The sequence below is a fragment of the Ligilactobacillus sp. RTP31139st1_D10_RTP31139_211217 genome, assembly GCF_040226755.1.
In the GTDB taxonomy this organism is placed as follows: Bacteria; Bacillota; Bacilli; order Lactobacillales; family Lactobacillaceae; genus Ligilactobacillus; species Ligilactobacillus animalis.
Window position 1 is genome coordinate 1 of record NZ_JBCOAR010000004.1, and the last position, 16,313, is coordinate 16,313.

The 16,313-nt window shown below is 41.1% G+C and carries 13 protein-coding genes, 2 tRNA genes and 1 rRNA gene; 9 read left to right on the top strand and 7 right to left on the bottom strand.

Features of this window, described 5'->3' with window-relative positions; all coding sequences use genetic code 11:
* Positions 1 to 80 precede the first annotated feature (80 nt).
* From ABT996_RS03210 to ABT996_RS03220, 3 genes are all read left to right on the top strand, one after another.
* Positions 81 to 152, top strand: a tRNA-Gly gene (locus ABT996_RS03210).
* Between the two features lie 3 nt (positions 153 to 155).
* Positions 156 to 272 (top strand): 5S ribosomal RNA (rrf, locus tag ABT996_RS03215).
* Between the two features lie 494 nt (positions 273 to 766).
* On the top strand, positions 767 to 2,875 hold the full coding sequence (locus ABT996_RS03220) for a Cna B-type domain-containing protein (protein WP_052006336.1): 2,109 nt from the start codon (positions 767 to 769) through the stop codon (positions 2,873 to 2,875).
* Between the two features lie 33 nt (positions 2,876 to 2,908).
* Here the strand turns inward: ABT996_RS03220 and ABT996_RS03225 are convergent, their stop codons facing one another.
* The 3 genes from ABT996_RS03225 to helD all read right to left on the bottom strand — a co-directional run bounded on the left by ABT996_RS03225 (position 2,909) and on the right by helD (position 6,061).
* Positions 2,909 to 3,502 carry a sigma-70 family RNA polymerase sigma factor gene (locus ABT996_RS03225; protein WP_010689736.1) on the bottom strand — a complete coding sequence of 198 codons (594 nt, stop codon included), beginning with the start codon at positions 3,500 to 3,502 and terminating at the stop codon, positions 2,909 to 2,911.
* A 133-nt stretch (positions 3,503 to 3,635) separates the two neighbouring features.
* A tRNA-Thr gene (locus ABT996_RS03230) sits at positions 3,636 to 3,708 on the bottom strand.
* Between the two features lie 79 nt (positions 3,709 to 3,787).
* A complete protein-coding gene (gene helD / locus ABT996_RS03235; protein ID WP_035447595.1) occupies positions 3,788 to 6,061 on the bottom strand; it encodes an RNA polymerase recycling motor HelD in 2,274 nt (757 codons plus the stop codon).
* Positions 6,062 to 6,290: 229 nt separating this feature from the next.
* Here helD and ABT996_RS03240 point away from each other — a divergent pair, with 229 nt between their 5' ends.
* The 3 genes from ABT996_RS03240 to ABT996_RS03250 are packed head-to-tail and all read left to right on the top strand — an operon-like array spanning position 6,291 to position 9,230.
* A complete protein-coding gene (locus tag ABT996_RS03240; RefSeq protein WP_035447592.1) occupies positions 6,291 to 7,340 on the top strand; it encodes an efflux RND transporter periplasmic adaptor subunit in 1,050 nt (349 codons plus the stop codon).
* Positions 7,333 to 8,028: an ABC transporter ATP-binding protein gene (locus ABT996_RS03245; RefSeq protein ID WP_035447634.1), complete on the top strand. Its 696-nt coding sequence runs from the start codon at positions 7,333 to 7,335 to the stop codon at positions 8,026 to 8,028. Before ABT996_RS03240 ends, ABT996_RS03245 begins: the two co-directional genes overlap by 8 nt.
* Complete coding sequence (locus ABT996_RS03250; protein ID WP_035447591.1) at positions 8,028 to 9,230, top strand: ABC transporter permease; 1,203 nt, start codon at positions 8,028 to 8,030, stop codon at positions 9,228 to 9,230. The genes ABT996_RS03245 and ABT996_RS03250 overlap by 1 nt, the downstream gene beginning before the upstream one ends.
* 49 nt (positions 9,231 to 9,279) lie before the next feature.
* On the opposite strand, the gene ABT996_RS03255 is transcribed toward ABT996_RS03250, so the two are convergent.
* The 3 genes from ABT996_RS03255 to ABT996_RS03265 all read right to left on the bottom strand — a co-directional run bounded on the left by ABT996_RS03255 (position 9,280) and on the right by ABT996_RS03265 (position 11,501).
* Complete coding sequence (locus tag ABT996_RS03255; RefSeq protein WP_010689728.1) at positions 9,280 to 9,747, bottom strand: MFS transporter; 468 nt, start codon at positions 9,745 to 9,747, stop codon at positions 9,280 to 9,282.
* A 145-nt stretch (positions 9,748 to 9,892) separates the two neighbouring features.
* Positions 9,893 to 10,411 (bottom strand): peptide-methionine (S)-S-oxide reductase MsrA, encoded by a 519-nt coding sequence (gene msrA, locus ABT996_RS03260; RefSeq protein ID WP_010689727.1) that lies wholly within the window; start codon positions 10,409 to 10,411, stop codon positions 9,893 to 9,895.
* 43 nt (positions 10,412 to 10,454) lie between these two features.
* Positions 10,455 to 11,501 carry a cation diffusion facilitator family transporter gene (locus ABT996_RS03265; protein WP_035447589.1) on the bottom strand — a complete coding sequence of 349 codons (1,047 nt, stop codon included), beginning with the start codon at positions 11,499 to 11,501 and terminating at the stop codon, positions 10,455 to 10,457.
* 406 nt (positions 11,502 to 11,907) lie between these two features.
* Between ABT996_RS03265 and trpS the strand changes: the two genes are divergently transcribed.
* Positions 11,908 to 12,924: a tryptophan--tRNA ligase gene (gene trpS, locus ABT996_RS03270; RefSeq protein ID WP_035447586.1), complete on the top strand. Its 1,017-nt coding sequence runs from the start codon at positions 11,908 to 11,910 to the stop codon at positions 12,922 to 12,924.
* Between the two features lie 112 nt (positions 12,925 to 13,036).
* Positions 13,037 to 13,963 carry a Ppx/GppA phosphatase family protein gene (locus tag ABT996_RS03275; protein ID WP_035447583.1) on the top strand — a complete coding sequence of 309 codons (927 nt, stop codon included), beginning with the start codon at positions 13,037 to 13,039 and terminating at the stop codon, positions 13,961 to 13,963.
* 44 nt (positions 13,964 to 14,007) lie between these two features.
* On the opposite strand, the gene ABT996_RS03280 is transcribed toward ABT996_RS03275, so the two are convergent.
* Positions 14,008 to 14,808: a substrate-binding periplasmic protein gene (locus ABT996_RS03280; protein ID WP_010689721.1), complete on the bottom strand. Its 801-nt coding sequence runs from the start codon at positions 14,806 to 14,808 to the stop codon at positions 14,008 to 14,010.
* Between the two features lie 223 nt (positions 14,809 to 15,031).
* On the opposite strand from ABT996_RS03280, the gene ABT996_RS03285 reads away from it, so the two are divergent.
* On the top strand, positions 15,032 to 16,313 hold a 1,282-nt coding region (locus tag ABT996_RS03285; protein ID WP_349924611.1), incomplete at its 3' end, for a G5 domain-containing protein.

Here is a 16,313-nt window from a genome sequence, read left to right on the forward strand (position 1 = left end):
ACACAGAAGTTAAGCTTTGTAACGCCGATAGTAGTTAGGGGATCGCCCCTTGCGAGGGTAGGAAGTTGCCACGCGTTTTTGCGGAAGTAGTTCAGTGGTAGAACACCACCTTGCCATGGTGGGGGTCGCGGGTTCGAATCCCGTCTTCCGCTTAGTGTAGTGATGATCGCATAAAGGTCACACCTGTTTCCATTTCGAACACAGAAGTTAAGCTTTATAACGCCGATAGTAGTTAGGGGATCGCCCCTTGCGAGGGTAGGAAGTTGCTACGCGTCCAAAGTCGTGATCAGTTTTTAACTGGTTGCGGCTTTTTTTCTGCTATTTCTCAAGTGTTGTAAGGCATATGTCGGGTAAAAAAGGGGAATATTTCAGTAAGGTTATTTATGTGCAACTGGAATACATATGAATGCATAAAGATGATCGTATCTGGCTCATAGAGGCTAGTTGCGATCGTCTTTTTGTAGTGTAGAAGACTAAAATTAGCTGGATAAGACTTAGCCTAAATTCGCAGTGAACTTTTTTGGTCAATTGCGTTCGAATAAGTTGTGAAATATTGATATCACTAGCAATTATAGAGCATAAAAATAAATGTATTTATTATTAATAACTTTTATGTAAATGTGTGTATTTAAGTTGAATATACATTAAAAAATAATTATGTACAAATTAAAAAAATGTGGTATTATTTAATTGTTAGTAGTGCATGACCGATATTAGGTATTTAAAACTTTATTGAACATTTCGGGTGTTTTTGGAGGGAATAAAAATGAGAAGAAAAATGAGTGTTTACTTGGTGTTACTAGCGTTCATTGGTGCGTTCTTTACGATACCACTAGTAGCAGTTGCAGATGACATTCAAAGTGAGCAACAAGCGACTAGTGTAGTTACCACCAAAGAACAAGCTGCCCAAGAGCAGGAGGTAGCGCAGAAAACAACAACATCTGCTGATAATACTGCTCGACCTGAAACAAATACACAGGTAGTCCAAAAAGAAGCGGTGTCTGAGATCAATCCACGGGCGCCGACCAAAGTTATTGCTGATGTGAAACAATTGTCGTTAACAGCTGATGGAAAAGCAGTAACAAAGATCGACCAATACACTGACTTGACCTTAAAAATGGGTTTTACCTTGCCTAATAATCAAGTCAAAGAAGGCGATTATTCGCTCATCCAATTGCCAGCTGAGTTACGTTCGGTACGCAATACTAATTTTGAGATCAAGGATACACAAGGAAATGTTGTAGCTCACGCAAAGATCGATGCAGCTAACAAGCAGATCAAGATGGTCTATACTGACTTTGTGGAAAAGCATTCCGATATCACTGGAACGCTCACCTTGGCTTTACGCGTTGATACTAAGGTCGTTAAAGAAAGTAAAAAGCTCATGTTGACACTTGATGTTGATGGTCAAGTCAAACCTTTAGGCGAGATCGATTATGAAAACCGACATGATGATTCTACCGAAGCATTTTCTAAGTCTACATGGTTTATAGATGGAAAAGGCAAAGTGATCCAATATGCGATCCGGGTCAACGGCGGTAAGAAAGATTACCAAAATGTTAAGATCAAGGATACGTTGGTTTCAGCTGGCTTGAAATATAAAGCTGGTAGCTTTACGATCAAGAAGGGTGATTGGAAATTAACTCAAACTGGAAACAGTAGTAATGGCTTTTTCTTGGCTAATGAAGTTGATGTGACCTCGCAATATAAAGTCAATGTGGCAGCTGATCAAAGAAGCTTTGACATTGACTTAGGTGATATCAATGGCGAAGGCTATTTGATCGTTTATCAAGTTGAAGTAGCCCATGATCCAGTACCTGGCGAAGCTTTTAGCAACAAAGCACAAATGACGGCTGATAACTTAGAACCGATCGAATATACAGCTAATGTTGTCTATCAAACTTCCAGCGGGAATGCAACGGGTCACACTTACACGCTCAAAGTTCATAAAGAAAATCAATTAGGTGAACCACTTTCTGGCGCTGTTTTTGATGTGATCCGGGATTCAACTGGAGAACGTGTTCAGACTGTGACGACTGGTGCTGATGGTACTGCCCAGATCACAGGTTTATTGCGTGATAACTACACCTTAGTTGAAACTAAGGCACCTGAAGGCTATCAAGCTACTGATGAAAAACTCAAGATCAAAGCGACTGAATTCGTGATGGGAGCCCCATTACTCAAACATGTCGTCAATAAAGCTAAAATGATCGATATTTCAGGGAAAAAGACTTGGGAAGATAAAAATAACCAAGATGGTAAACGTCCCGAAAAGATCGTCGTCAATTTGATCGCTAACGGTCACAAAGTTCAAAGTAAGGTCGTAACAGCTAAAAATAACTGGCAATATAGCTTTAAAAATGTTCCTGAATATTATTTAGGTAAGAAGATCAATTATGCTATTACCGAAGAACCAGTCGAAGACTACCAAACAAAGGTCAATGGCTACGATCTGATCAATAGCTATCAACCAGCGACAACTAAGTTTGAAGTCAAAAAGATCTGGCAAGACAACAATAACTACGCATGCGCTCGTCCTAAATCTGTCCAAGTACAGCTTTATGCTAACGGTCAGATCTACGGTGGTAAAGTTGAACTTAGCGCTAAGAACAACTGGCAATACACATGGAAAGATCTGCCAGCAAAACAAAATGGTAAAGCCATCAAATATCAAGTTGTAGAAGTCACACAGATCAAAGGGTATCTTACCCACCAAGTAAACACAGGTGAAAACCAAGTGACCTTGATCAATCGTTACTGTCCACCATTGAATTATCCGAAACATTGCCATAAACCAAAAGTACCTAAAAAAGATTGTTATGGTAAACACCATCACGGGATGAATTTCTTCCCAGGATATATCATTTGTTACTAAAAATTAAATAATCCAGATGGTTAGTGTCCTATTCTAAATAGGAGACTGACCATTTTTTTGATACCAGCGGGCTAGTTTATGGTGGTAGCGTTGCATAGCATTATTGATCTGGGCTTGACTTAACTCGAGTTTTTGGGCAACAAGAGACGCTTTTTGGTAATGAAGATAAGCACAAAAAACTTGATATTCCAAAGGGGTGAGTAAGGTCGGCAACTTCTGCAAAAGTAATTCAAGTTCGATCCTTAATTCAAGATCACAGGGCGTCATCGGCAAAACATCGCCTTTTTCATAAAGCAATGCTTCAAGGGAAATGACCTGTTTTTCAAGCAGCCGTTTCTGGGCATTTTCACGCCGCAAGAGCGAACGAAAGTGATTACAGAGGCTGAGTTTAAAGTAAGCACCAAAAGTAATGTTGGCTTTAGTGGGATCAAAGGAACAAGCTGTTTGATAACAAATGATACGCGCCTCTTGCAGGAGGTCATCAGTATCTAAAAATTGTAAGTGAAAATGACCGATCAAGCTTAAGATCATTGGCTGGTATTTTTTGACCAATAGTTGCAAGGCTAAGCTGTCGGCAAAAGTTTTTAGTTGAAATAATAAATTGGTCAGTTCTAAATCATTTTCCATTGTGATCACTCCAATATGTTTGATAGCTTGAATATAACAGATGCTAGTCCGAGACAAGCACCAACACTGGAGTTAAATAAGAAAAATTATTAAAAAAAGACCCGTAAATTTTAATTTACGGGTCTTTAACGTCAGCCACTTACCGGACTTGAACCGGTGACCCCCACCTTACCATGGTGGTGCTCTACCTGCTGAGCTAAAATGGCATCACTCAATACATAAATTAGTATATATGATTGAGTAATTTTGTGCAAGCAAAAAAGGAATAAAATTAAAAAATTTTTGCTACTTAAGCACTAATTCAGTTTTAAGTGTATAAAGCTTAGGTGAAAGTTGCCGCAAAAGCGGTGAAGGTTCACCGATCGTTATCAAGGTCAATTCATGCATCGCACGTGAACAGATCGTATACAAGATCCCCAGGTCAGATAGGGGGTAGTTTTCCTTTGAGATATCATAAGCGATAACAGCATCAAATTCAAGACCTTTAGCGAGATAGATCGGCAAGATAACGACTCCTTTTGGTAAAGCCCGATCTTGATCACCGATCAGAGTTGGCGAAAATTCACGGTGAAGCTGTTGGTAAAGTGTTTGGGCTTGCGCAAGGTCTTTAGTGATCAATGCCACGGTATCATTTGTCGTAAGCTGTTGGTGTAGGGCTTTGTTCAAGGCTATCAGTCCAGTTGCTTGATCGGGTGAAGCGATGATCTGGGGTAATTTGCCATCCCGCGTAAATGAGTTGATCGTAGCTCCATCAGGCAATAAAGCCTTCATAAAGTCGGTGATCTGTGCGGTCGAACGATAACTCGTATTTAACGAAACTACGTGACTCGAACGCGGCTTGAGATTTTTTTTAAGTGAATTCAGCAGTGCTTGCGGTGTTTGGAGCGGATTGAAGAGGGCTTGTTCACTATCACCTAGTAGAGTCAATTTGGCTTGAGGGAAACAGTGTTTAAGATAGATCAGTTGTGGCAAAGTATAGTCTTGCATCTCATCGACAAAAAGATGTACGATCCCTTGATTTTGCCCTCTCCCTGTCAAAAGATCGCGTAGGTAAAGCAGTGGTGCACAGTCTTCCAACGCGATCTGATGAAATTCCAGGCGCTCGCTGAATTCAGCGACACTTTCAGGTAAAGTTTGGGCTAAAAAGTGTTGGTATTGCGCATAAATATCTAAGAAATAATCGTTATAGAGCGCATCATAGACGATCGCAAATTTTCGTTCAACGATCTTACGTGCTAAATGATCGATCTCATCATCAACGGCTTGGAAACGCCCACGTGTCTTAGTACCCAATAAGTCATAGTATTGACGGTCATCTAAATTATCGATTTTTTCTAAGACCCAGTTGGCTTTGGCTTCTTGCTTTATCCGCCGGTTGAGGCGCTTGATCAAGATGTTTTTGGTCTCATGGAAGCGTTGAGCTGGCTTCATCTTCAAGGGGAGCCCTTGGTAGATCTCGGTGATCTCTGCTTTGGAGAAGAAGACTTGTCCACCATCTAAAGTGATGTCACTGAAGCAGAGTTCAGCTGGAGTTAGGTGCTCGAGATATTTTTGGACTATTTCCATAAAGCTAGCTTCTTCTTTTTTAGCACGGATCTTTTTTTGGGTAGTTGTAAGGGTGCGTTGCTTTTCATAGCGATCAAAGAGAGTTTCGACCTTTAAGCCTTGGAAACGTTGCGCTAAAAATTCAGCTAGTGTTACTTGACGCATATTACGCTCGCCTAAACTTGGCAAAACTTCAGAGATATAGTGACTGAAGAGCAAATTAGGTGAAAATAAGACGATCTGATCGGCTGAGAGTTTATCACGACTATGATAGAGCAAAAAGGCGATCCGTTGTAAGATGGCTGAGGTCTTTCCTGAGCCCGCCACCCCTTGAACTAGTAATAATTCATGTTTGGTATCACGGATGATATCGTTTTGTTCTTTTTGGATCGTTGCTACGATATTTTTCATATATTCATCGTTATGTTCACCTAAAACTTGTTGGAGCATTTCATCACCGACTGTTTCATTAGTGTCAAACATATTTTTGATCTGTCCTTCAACGATCGTAAATTGGCGTTTCTTTTGTAAGGTCGTCTCCAATTCGCCCATCGGTGTTTCGTAAGTAACTTTTCCTAAAGTCCCATTGTAATAGATCGAGGAGATCGGAGCTCGCCAGTCATAGATCAAAAAGTTTTGGTGTTCATCTACAAGGGATGCGGTCCCAATATAAAGGGTCTCGGGAGTTTTTTCACCTGGATCAAGGATATCGATCCGCCCAAAGTAAGGCGAGTTTTTGAGTTGCTTTAAGGTCTTGACTTGTTTGGCTAAGATCTTTTCGTTTTCTAAGTTTTTGGCGACCAGTTGCTTTTGTTGTTGAACTTCGGCATTGGTCTCCATTTGATCATCGACTTCGAAAGTATTGATCTTGGCATTTTGTCCGTAATTTTTTTCGACCAGTGAAGTTTCAAGTTGAGCTTTTTGATACTCTTGTTCATTTAGCGTGAGTTGGCGCGTGATCTCTTCTTCGACGTGATCAACATGAGCTTGTTCGGCTTTTTTTGCATTGTCCAAGCAAATCATCCTTTCTGTATGAAACGTGCAAAAAGCTCCTAAATTCAGTAATTACTAAAATTTAGAAGCAATCAGGTTATTATAACATGGATCTAGTGCAGATATGTGACAAAAATGACCAATTATGCTCAAAAGCTTTTTAGCAGGCTCAAAATTATTTACAATGAAACTGGTTGTAAGATTTTTGGTTGCTGGGTATACTTGTAAAAAATAGTTAAGGAGAGTTTTTATGAAACAAAAAAGATTCAAATGGTGGCAGATCCTATTGGGGGTAGTCGTCTTAGTGATGGTGGGAAACTTAGTTTATGGTACATTGAAAAAAAGTACGCCTGCCGCTGAAAATAAGAAATATGCAACGGTCAAGGTCAGTCAGGCAGCTCCATTGACTTATTCGGGGAAAGTTGAAGCCGTTAGAACTCAAGTTTTAGCACCAACTTCAGGCAAAGCGCAAAGTGTGACCGTTCAGAATGGCGACCATGTGGAGCAAGGTCAAGCGGTGATGACGACTTTTAGCGAATCCTATGAGGAACAAGCAACGGAGGCCCGCCAAGCTTTGGCTAAAGCGCAACGACAAGTCAATCAACAACAACAAGCGGTCGAACAAGCACAAAGACAGTTAGCTCAACTGAGTCGCGAGGATGAAGGTTATACTGAAATGCAGACCCAAGTAACGACTGCACGTAACCAACTCGAAGACGCCCGTGGGGAAGTGACCGATGCGCAAAATAAACTAAATACACTTAATGGGCGCGTCAATGGAACTGTGACTGCACCATTTGCGGGCACGGTAACCGTTGAATATGATAAAACTGGGCAACCAAGTGTGACGTTATCTTCAGATGATCTCCAGTTGAGTACCCAACTTTCAGAATATGATTATCCGAAAGTTAAAGTCGGTCAGGAGCTCAAGGTGACAGCCTTAGCAACTAAGCATGAGCAAACGACCAATTTAGGTTATTTAGCCAATACACCAGCACAAAATAGTAAGGCCAACGATTCTAAATATGAATTAACAGCTCCGTTAGACGGTACGAAATTTATGGCAGGTCAAACACTCAATGTAATGATCACCCAAACAGGAGTGCAAATTCCACAGTCTAGTGTCAAAGCTGGTCATGTCTATGTCGTGGAAGCTGGTAAAGCTAAACGGGTCGCAGTTACTGGAACAAAATCTAATGGAAGTTTTATCGTTAAGAGTGGATTGAATAAAGGCCAACGGGTCATTGTTGATCCAGATAAGGGGTTAAAAGATGGAAAAACAGTTGAGATCAATGATTGAGCTAAAAAATATCAATAAGTCATATGTTCAAGGTCCAAACAGCTATCATGTGCTCCATGATATCAATTTAACGATCGCTCAAGGTGAATTTTTGGCGATCATGGGCCAATCAGGTTCGGGGAAATCGACTTTGATCAATATCATTGGCTTTTTGGATGACCAATTTGAAGGAACTTATTTCTACTATGAACATCCGATCCATGAATATACGCGGGCTCAGTTTTCTAGTTTACGAAATCAAAATGTGGGTTTTGTCTTTCAAAACTTCAAGTTGATCCAAAATGTTTCGATCGCAGAAAATGTCGGATTGCCTTTATTATATGCGGGGCAAAAACGAGCATATATCAAGGAGTGTGTCCGTGAAGTTTTAAAGGCGGTAGGTTTGGCAGGCTATGAAGACCAATTACCTAAAAATCTTTCAGGGGGCCAGCAACAGCGAGTATCGATCGCCCGGGCTATCGTGACCAAGCCTAAATTTTTGATCGCAGATGAGCCGACTGGTGCTTTAGACAGTGAAACGTCTAAGGAGATCATGGCTTTATTCAAACAACTGAACCACGATAACGATACAACGATCATTATCGTGACCCATGATCCGAATGTGGGAGCTCAAGCTGATCGTCTGGTACATATTTTAGATGGACGTTTGACAGAAGATACAGAGCATAAGGCAAAGGGGAGAAGCTAATGAAGTTTATCGAATTACTGAAAACAGCGTGGCAATCGTTAAAAGTCAATCCCAAGCGTAGTTTTTTGACGATGATCGGGATCATTATCGGGATCGCAGCGGTGATCACGATCATTGCCCTAGGAAATGGGGTCAAAAAGAAGCTGATCAATAATTTTAAGCTAACTGGTAGTGGGGAACAGACAACAACGATCGAGTTTATGTCGACTGATCCAAAGGCGGTCGGCTTTAAGCAAAATGATATTTTAGCGATCGAACAAAACTTCTCGGGCAAAGTCCAAAAAGCTCAGCTCGATACTAAAAAGGCCGGTATTCAAAGCTATGCTCAATTTGGCAATGATGCTGATACAACGGTCTCGTTGGGCGTAACGACTAAGCCGATCGCTGATTCATTGATCGTAGAAGGTAAGAATTTTACACAGCAGACTTTCTTACAAGCTAGACCTCAAGTATTGATCACTAAGGAGTTAGCTAAACGTGAATATAAGGATATTAAAAGTGCGATCGGTACGCCTGTCTTTATCAATAACACCAATTATGTCGTCGCTGGGATCTATCGTCAAAATCAGTTAGCTGATATAAATGATCCAACTTCAGGGGATGTGATCGTCCCTAAAGATGTTTACTTTGCTAATGGAATAAGTAAGACACAGGGAAATACTTTGAAGTTGACGATCGCCAAGGGAGAAAATGCTTCTGAAGTAACTAATAAAGTTGTTGATTATTTGAAAAAGAATGCGACTGCTAAAGATCAAGGTGAGTATGCTTTCTTGGATCTGGGAAGTATGCTAGAACAACTTTCTAAGACGATGGATACCTTGACTCTTTTCATCAGTGCGATCGCCGGGATCTCGTTGTTTATCGCTGGGATCGGGGTCATGAATATGATGTATATCTCAGTTTCTGAGCGTACGCAAGAGATCGGGATCAGGTTAGCGATCGGAGCCACACCAAGCAATATCTTATTCCAGTTTCTGCTGGAAGCGATCATGTTGACTGTCAGTGGTGGCTTGATCGGTTTTGGCTTTGGCTGGCTTTTTGCGCATGCGATCGCCAAATTTATACCAGGCGATATCACAGCTGTGGTGACCTTCAATTCATTTTTATTGGCATTTGGGGTCTCGACAGCAGTTGGGATCATTTTTGGACTCTTACCAGCCCGTCAAGCAGCTAATAAGAATTTGATCGATATTTTAAGGTAAAACTAAAGTGGGGCTCCCTTAGAAATGTTGGGCGCTCCACTTTTTGTGGTTATTTTTCTTTTTTACGCAAACCAAGTGAAATAATTAAACCTAAAATAATTAATGCAATGGTAAAGTAGATCCCATAATGGACCCCAGTCGTAAAGGCTGTAGCTGCTTTAGCACTTGGATCGATATTTTCACCGAAAGTCAAAAGTAAAGTAGCTAAAGCAGCAAGGGCTGAAATAATAGCACCTAAAAGAAAATCACTCAATCCAAAGATCACTAATTGACGGGTAGAAAACCATTTAGTCAATAAGCTTGAAAAGGGCAAAACGATCCCGATCACTAACATATAGCCTGTGACGAGCCATTGAGCACTAGCGGTTGAAATATTTAAGGCACGAATGAGTTGGGGCAAAGCAATGTTTAAAGAAGTTTCTGAAAACATCCCCACAAAAGCCCCGACTAAAACGCCGATCATTGCTAGCATGGGGCGTTCTACCTGGACACGTGCTTGTTTACTTGTTGTTTCCAATTGATCGATCCTTTCTCTTATAAAGCGAAAACAGTGATTATCATAGCAAAGTAAGTTAGCCCTTCGTAAGTGATTTTTTAGTGAAAAAGATAAAAAATCTTTAATAAAAAATCCGAGTCCACCCAATAGGTAAACTCGGATCTAGTCATTTCCAATATTTTTCGATAAAAGCTTGGCGACCACCAGCTTCTTCTAACTCAAAGCGTGCTGGATCTTTTTTGTAAAAATCTTGATGATATTCTTCAGCGGGATAAAAAGGTTTAGCATCTTCGATCTGGGTCACGATCGGCTTGTCGAACCGTCCACTATTTGCTAGCGCTGTTCGTGATCTTTCGGCGATCTCACGCTGGGTGTCGTCTTTGACGAAGATAACGGGACGGTAGCTATCACCGCGATCTTGGAACTGTCCCATCGCATCAGTTGGGTCAGTTTGATTCCAATAGATCTCAACCAGTTGTTCATATGAAACTACGCTTGGATCAAATTCGATCAAAACGGCTTCGGTATGGCCTGTTGTTTGGGTTTTGACTTCTTCATAGGTCGGATCAATGGTATGTCCACCTGTATAACCGGAAATAACTTTTTTGATGCCTGGATAGGTATCGAATGGTTTGACCATACACCAGAAGCATCCACCGGCAAAAATTGCTGTTTCTGTTTGCATAATAAGACCTCAACTTTCTATAGATATACGTCCTAGAGTTACCTTATTTAGGACGTCTTTTTCTTGGGGTTAGATTTTTGGTAGTTTTAGCAGTGATCGTGTTTGTATCAGGGATAAATGAAACATCGGTATCGATCACCCCAAATTTACGGCGCATCATGTCTTCGATGTATTCGGCTAAGTGATAGCTCTCTAAGACATTCATGTTAGCATTGACGATGATCACAACATCAACGGTAACTAGATTACCATTGTAGTGGGCTTTCAATTCATCGACTTCGGTGACACCTTTGATACTTTTGATCGCCATACGGAAGGTATTTTCTGCCTTAGGATCAAAGTAATCGGCGAGATTCAAACTGCTCTCCATGAAGATCCGTGCGCCGGAATATAAGATAAAACAACCGACTAGAATACTGGCTGCACCATCAAGCCAATTGATCTTAAATAGGAGAGCACCAGCGATCGAGATCAGTGTGCCTAAACTCGTCAAGGCATCGCTCAAACTATCTTGAGCTGAGGCAATCAATGAGGCATTTTGTAAGCGATGCCCCCATTTTTTATTATTATACCAGACAAGTAACATGATAACACTAGCGATCCCAGCTCCGACTAAAGCAATCGGCTGCGGTACGACTCGTTTATCAGGTGAAAATAGCCCGGATATCCCCTGGAAAATAACGCTCAATGAGATAGCGATCATTACGATCCCTGTGACGAGGGTAAAGATCGTCTCATAGCGAAAGCGGGTAAATTGGATCCGTTGATCATTTCCAGTTTTGTGCAAAGAAAGTTTAGGCAAGGGAACGACCCCGGCAATGTCATCATCATCGATGTCACGGGCAATGTGGATCCCGATCATCAATAGTGAAGTCGAAATGATCCCAGATAAGTTGTTGAATGCATCCGCCCGTAAAGTTTGTGAGTGACTCATCGAGGCTAAGATCCATTCGATGATCGAGATCAAAAGATAGGCAAAGACATTGAGTGATAAATGGCGCATAGCTGCATTTAGTTTAGTCAATTCTTTGGCTTGAACTTTTTCCCAGTCTTCATATTCGCGCTTAAGATGTTTATTAACATCACGCATGATCAGCTCACCTCTTTTTCCGAAATTTTTACCTACATTATAATACAGATGGGAACCTGCTGGTAGCTATTAGTTTTACTTAAGGTGAAAAATTGATATATTTAAAATGAGGTCACATGTTACGAAAATTTACTACTTTACAGCGACACTAACATCAACTACAATAAAGTTAAACTTCGCTGAACGGTAAATAGTAGTGAGTCACCTAACAGAGAGGCATCGATTAGCTGAGAAGATGCACGACTTTATGAATTGGATGCCGCGAGAAGACAACTAGATAAGTAATTGAGCGGCATTTTGCAAGTTAGGTGGCACCACGGTAACTCGTCCTAATATCTTTATGGTATTAGGGCGTTTTTTTAGTATCTGACCTGTTTAAACGCTCAAGTTAGGGAAGGAAAATATTATGGCAAAAGATATTATTTTGACTGGTGATCGTCCCACAGGTAAATTGCACATCGGACACTATATCGGTTCGTTAAAAAATCGGGTCGAAATGCAAAATACGGGTAAATATGACACCTTTATCATGATCGCTGATCAACAGGCATTGACGGATAATGCCCGCGATCCAGAAAAGATCAAAAATTCATTGATCGAAGTTGCGTTGGATTATTTGGCTGTGGGGATCGACCCCACTAAATCAACGATCTTTGTGCAATCACAGATCCCGGCTTTAGCAGAACTAAATCTATATTATTTGAATTTAGTTACTGTTTCACGTTTAGAACGCAATCCGACTGTCAAGACTGAGATCGCCCAAAAGAATTTTGAACGTTCGATCCCAGCTGGCTTTTTCACTTATCCTGTGAGTCAAGCAGCTGATATTACTGCGTTTAAGGCTAATTTGGTCCCAGTAGGTGATGACCAAGAACCAATGTTGGAACAAACGCGTGAGATCGTACGTAGTTTTAACTCGATCTATGGCAAAGAAGTTTTAGTCGAACCACAGGGTGTCTTTCCACCTAAAGGATCTGGTCGTTTGCCAGGGCTTGATGGCAATGCGAAGATGAGTAAATCTTTAGGCAATGCGATCTACTTAGCCGATGATGCCGATACTTTACGCAAAAAAGTAATGTCAATGTATACCGATCCTAACCATATCCACATTGAAGATCCTGGTCAGATCGAAGGCAACATGGTCTTTACGTATTTGGATATCTTTGATCCCGACAAACAAAAAGTGGCTGAATTAAAAGAACACTACCAAGCTGGTGGCCTTGGGGATGTGAAGATCAAGCGTTACTTAAACGAAGTGCTTGAAGCTCAATTAGGACCGATCAGACAACGCCGAGAAGAATTTGCTAAGGATATCCCTAGTGTTTACACAATGCTAAAAGAAGGTAGTCAAAAAGCAAATGCGGTAGCAGAACAAACTTTAGCTGAAGTACGGGCTGCTATTGGCGTCAACTATTTTGATTAATATAAAAGACTGGCAGATGTCAGTCTTTTTTTGTGGAAACGACATTTATATTAATGATTTCTGAGAAAAATGTGATAAGATAAAGGTACTTAAATAAGTCGAGGTGTGGAATTTGAAAAATTTAGTGATGCTTGATTTTGGGTCTAATTCGACGCGCATGTCGATCACGCAGATCGCGCCTGATGGTAGTTTCAAAGAGATCAAACGAGCCAAAGAGATGACGCGTTTAGTCGAAGGAATGGGGCAAAGCGATGGTCAAAAGATCTTGCAACCTCAGGCTATTCAGCGGACCTTAGCTGCATTGTTGAAATTTAAAAAACTTTATCGCGATCTGCCTAACGTGTCAGTTCGCGGGATCGCCACAGCTGCCGTGCGTGAGGCGCAAAACCAAAATGAATTTTTACAACAAGTCAAAGAAGTTACTGATGTTGATGTTGAAGTGCTCTCAGGAAGTTCAGAAGCCTACTATGATTATTTAGCAGTGGTCAATACTTTGACTGTCAAAGATTGTGTGATCTGTGATATGGGTGGCGGTAGCTTTGAACTAGTTGTAGTTAAAGATCGAAAAGCTGTGAATTATATCAGCATTCCTTATGGGGCGGTCAGTTTGACTGAGAAATTTCATGCGACTGATAAGATCAGTGCTCGCGACCTTTTTTCTTTTGCCCGCTTTTTAAATTATAAGTTCCATCAGCTTCCTTGGTTAAAGGAAGGGGAAGGCTTACCACTAGTCTTACTAGGTGGCGCCAACCGCACCGTTGCTCGCCAAGAGTTATTGCGGTCAGGTAAAGATGAACTTGATCAGATCCATGGGTTGAAATTATCTGCGTATATGTTTTTAGAGACATATACCGATTGGCTCGGTAAAGATATGATGCAAAGAAAAGCTGTTTTGGGAAGTGAGGCGCCTCGAGCAGATATCATCATAAGTGGCCTGACGCCAGTTGCCTTTTTATTGGAATACTTACAGATCTCTGAAGTCATCTTTTCAGAAAGTGGCGTACGTGAAGGTGTCTTGTACTCAATGTTACAAAAATAAAAAACGATCCACTATTATGAAATTCATGGCAGTGGATCGCTTTTTTAATTTAAGGTCAGATCCTTGGTGAAATATTTTTGCGAGAGCTCAGCGATCTTTTCGGTAGAGCGCAACTCGTCGATGCCTTTTGTTAAAGTTTCATTTATCTTGGGATGATTGTGGGTGATCAAACTCAAAGATGATGCTAAGACGTTTGGATCTGAAATGCGGTGTAAAACAGCATTTTCTTCGGCCTTAGTCGCCTTGACCGGAGCCTTAGCTAATGTGGGCTCAGCTTTTAAGAGGGCATAGTAGTTGTAGTCGTTTAGGATGCCCGCTGATATTTGTGATTTTTCAAGGGCTGCCAGCAGTTCTGCTGGATCAGCGAAGACGACGGGCTTTAAATCGAGCTCTTTTAGGAGAGCTTGTTGTTGGCCACTTTCTAGCAGCCCCACTTTTTTATGCAACATTTTATCGAGTTTTTTTGTTTTAGCATCTTGGCGGGTAAAGAGGACATTTTTGGGATAGAGGAAAGCTTTGGTACTTTGATAACTCTTAGAAAAATTAGCTTTATCACCCAAGATGAAGTCGATCTGCCCGTTTTTTAAAGCCGTTTGCATTTTTTCTTGGCTCGAATACGCTTGGAAGTTTATCTTAGTGTCGGTCACTTCTTCTAATTGATGGGCTAATTCGATAGAAAAGCCATGCCAGTTTTGCCCATTTTTGTAGCTATATGGCTTATCATTTTCTAAGATCCCCATGGTAAAAGAAGTACGAGCAGCTACTGTAGTTGACTTAAAGTTTAAACAAAATAAACCTAAAAAAGTACTAAGCAGCAGGAGATAGAATTTTTTTTGCTTTGACATCGGTGTCACCTCATGTTTTTTAAAAATTCCTAGTGTTCATGCTTAATATTATAACAGAATGGCAGCGTCTAAAACATATTAAGGTAAAGCTGGCTCAAAAACTTGCTGAAACATTCTGATATATGGTAATTTAACAGCAGGATGGAAGAATTTTAGAAAAATTTAATTATTTTAACTTAAGTTTTGTAGCAATTTATGGTGTGAATTGTGAAGGGAGAAAATTATGGCTAAGTCAAACCGCTCGAAGTGGCAGATGGGGGAACAAAAACAGCGATTTGCGATCAGAAAATTCTCACAGGGAGTATTTTCTGTTTTAGTTGGGACAATGTTTGTTTTCGGGACTCCCGCAGTTATCCAAGGGGATGAGATAGCTGGTACTCATATCGGAACAAAGAAAAAAGAACAGTATCAGATCAAATTCCAGCATGTAACTGAGAATAGTTTAACTTCAGAACAAAGGGCAAAAGTTATTTATGATAATCCACCTAAGACTAAAGTTGGTAGTGACCAAGTCTATTATCTAGTTTATCGCCCGGTGGCAACGCAGAATTTACCACAAACGGGCGAACTTGAAATGCCTTGGGAATTAGGGTTGTTTGGAGCTACAGCACTGATCATGGGGCTAGGAGTACTGCCAAAACGAGCACGTAAATATCGCTTTTTGACAGCTATCATTGTGGCTTCGACGGTTGTAGGAGTAGGAAGTTCAGTGGCTAGTGCTAGTCCAAATTTTGCCGAGCTAAGCAGTTATGATCGAGCTTGCTTAGTAGCGGAAGATGAAAATTCACCAGAAATATCGACTCAACATGCTGGCTATCAATATATTGGTTATATTTTAGTTAGTGATATCAAGCACCCTGGAGAGTCAGTACCGACTACACGACCAGTTACAGAAAAAGTAGTTCCCAATAGTGATAAAACACCGAATACTGGCTCAGCAGCAATTGAAGTGACTAAACCAGAAATTCAAGAAGGATCGATCCCAACTGTGGTTGAAGAAACCAAAGTCGAGCCAGTAGAATATGAGACGCAATATGTAGATGATCCAGAATTGCTTGAAGGTACAACAAACGTACGGACGCCAGGCCAAGCAGGCGAGCGCACGATCGTGTATGAAGTAACGCGTGATGCTGAAGGAAAAGAACTGAATCGCGTAGAAAAGAGTAACATGATAACGAAGGCGCCCGTAACCGAAGTGATCGCACGTGGCACAAAAGTCGAAGTTCCTGAAGAGCCAAAAGTAACGGTGAGCGAAGAAATGAAGACCGAGCCAGTAGGATATGAAACGCAGTATGTAGATGATCCAGAATTACTGGAAGGCACAACAAGCGTACAGACAGCAGGTCAAGCGGGCAAGCGCACGATCGTGTATGAAGTGACGCGTGATGCTGAAGGAAAAGAACTGAATCGCGTAGAAAAGAGTAACACGATAACGAAGGCGCCCGTAACCGAAGTGATCGCACGTGGCACAAAAGTCGAAGTTCCTGAAGAGCCAAAAGTAACGG

Bases quoted from the DNA above. Each gene is read 5' to 3' on its own strand.
- ABT996_RS03225 (WP_010689736.1), bottom strand. From the start codon at position 3,502: ATGGAAAATGATTTAGAACTGACCAATTTATTATTTCAACTAAAAACT.
- msrA (WP_010689727.1), bottom strand. From the start codon at position 10,411: ATGCAAACAGAAACAGCAATTTTTGCCGGTGGATGCTTCTGGTGTATG.
- ABT996_RS03280 (WP_010689721.1), bottom strand. From the start codon at position 14,808: ATGTCAAAGCAAAAAAAATTCTATCTCCTGCTGCTTAGTACTTTTTTA.
- ABT996_RS03250 (WP_035447591.1), top strand. From the start codon at position 8,028: ATGAAGTTTATCGAATTACTGAAAACAGCGTGGCAATCGTTAAAAGTC.
- trpS (WP_035447586.1), top strand. From the start codon at position 11,908: ATGGCAAAAGATATTATTTTGACTGGTGATCGTCCCACAGGTAAATTG.
- ABT996_RS03240 (WP_035447592.1), top strand. From the start codon at position 6,291: ATGAAACAAAAAAGATTCAAATGGTGGCAGATCCTATTGGGGGTAGTC.
- ABT996_RS03265 (WP_035447589.1), bottom strand. From the start codon at position 11,501: ATGCGTGATGTTAATAAACATCTTAAGCGCGAATATGAAGACTGGGAA.
- ABT996_RS03220 (WP_052006336.1), top strand. From the start codon at position 767: ATGAGAAGAAAAATGAGTGTTTACTTGGTGTTACTAGCGTTCATTGGT.
- ABT996_RS03245 (WP_035447634.1), top strand. From the start codon at position 7,333: ATGATTGAGCTAAAAAATATCAATAAGTCATATGTTCAAGGTCCAAAC.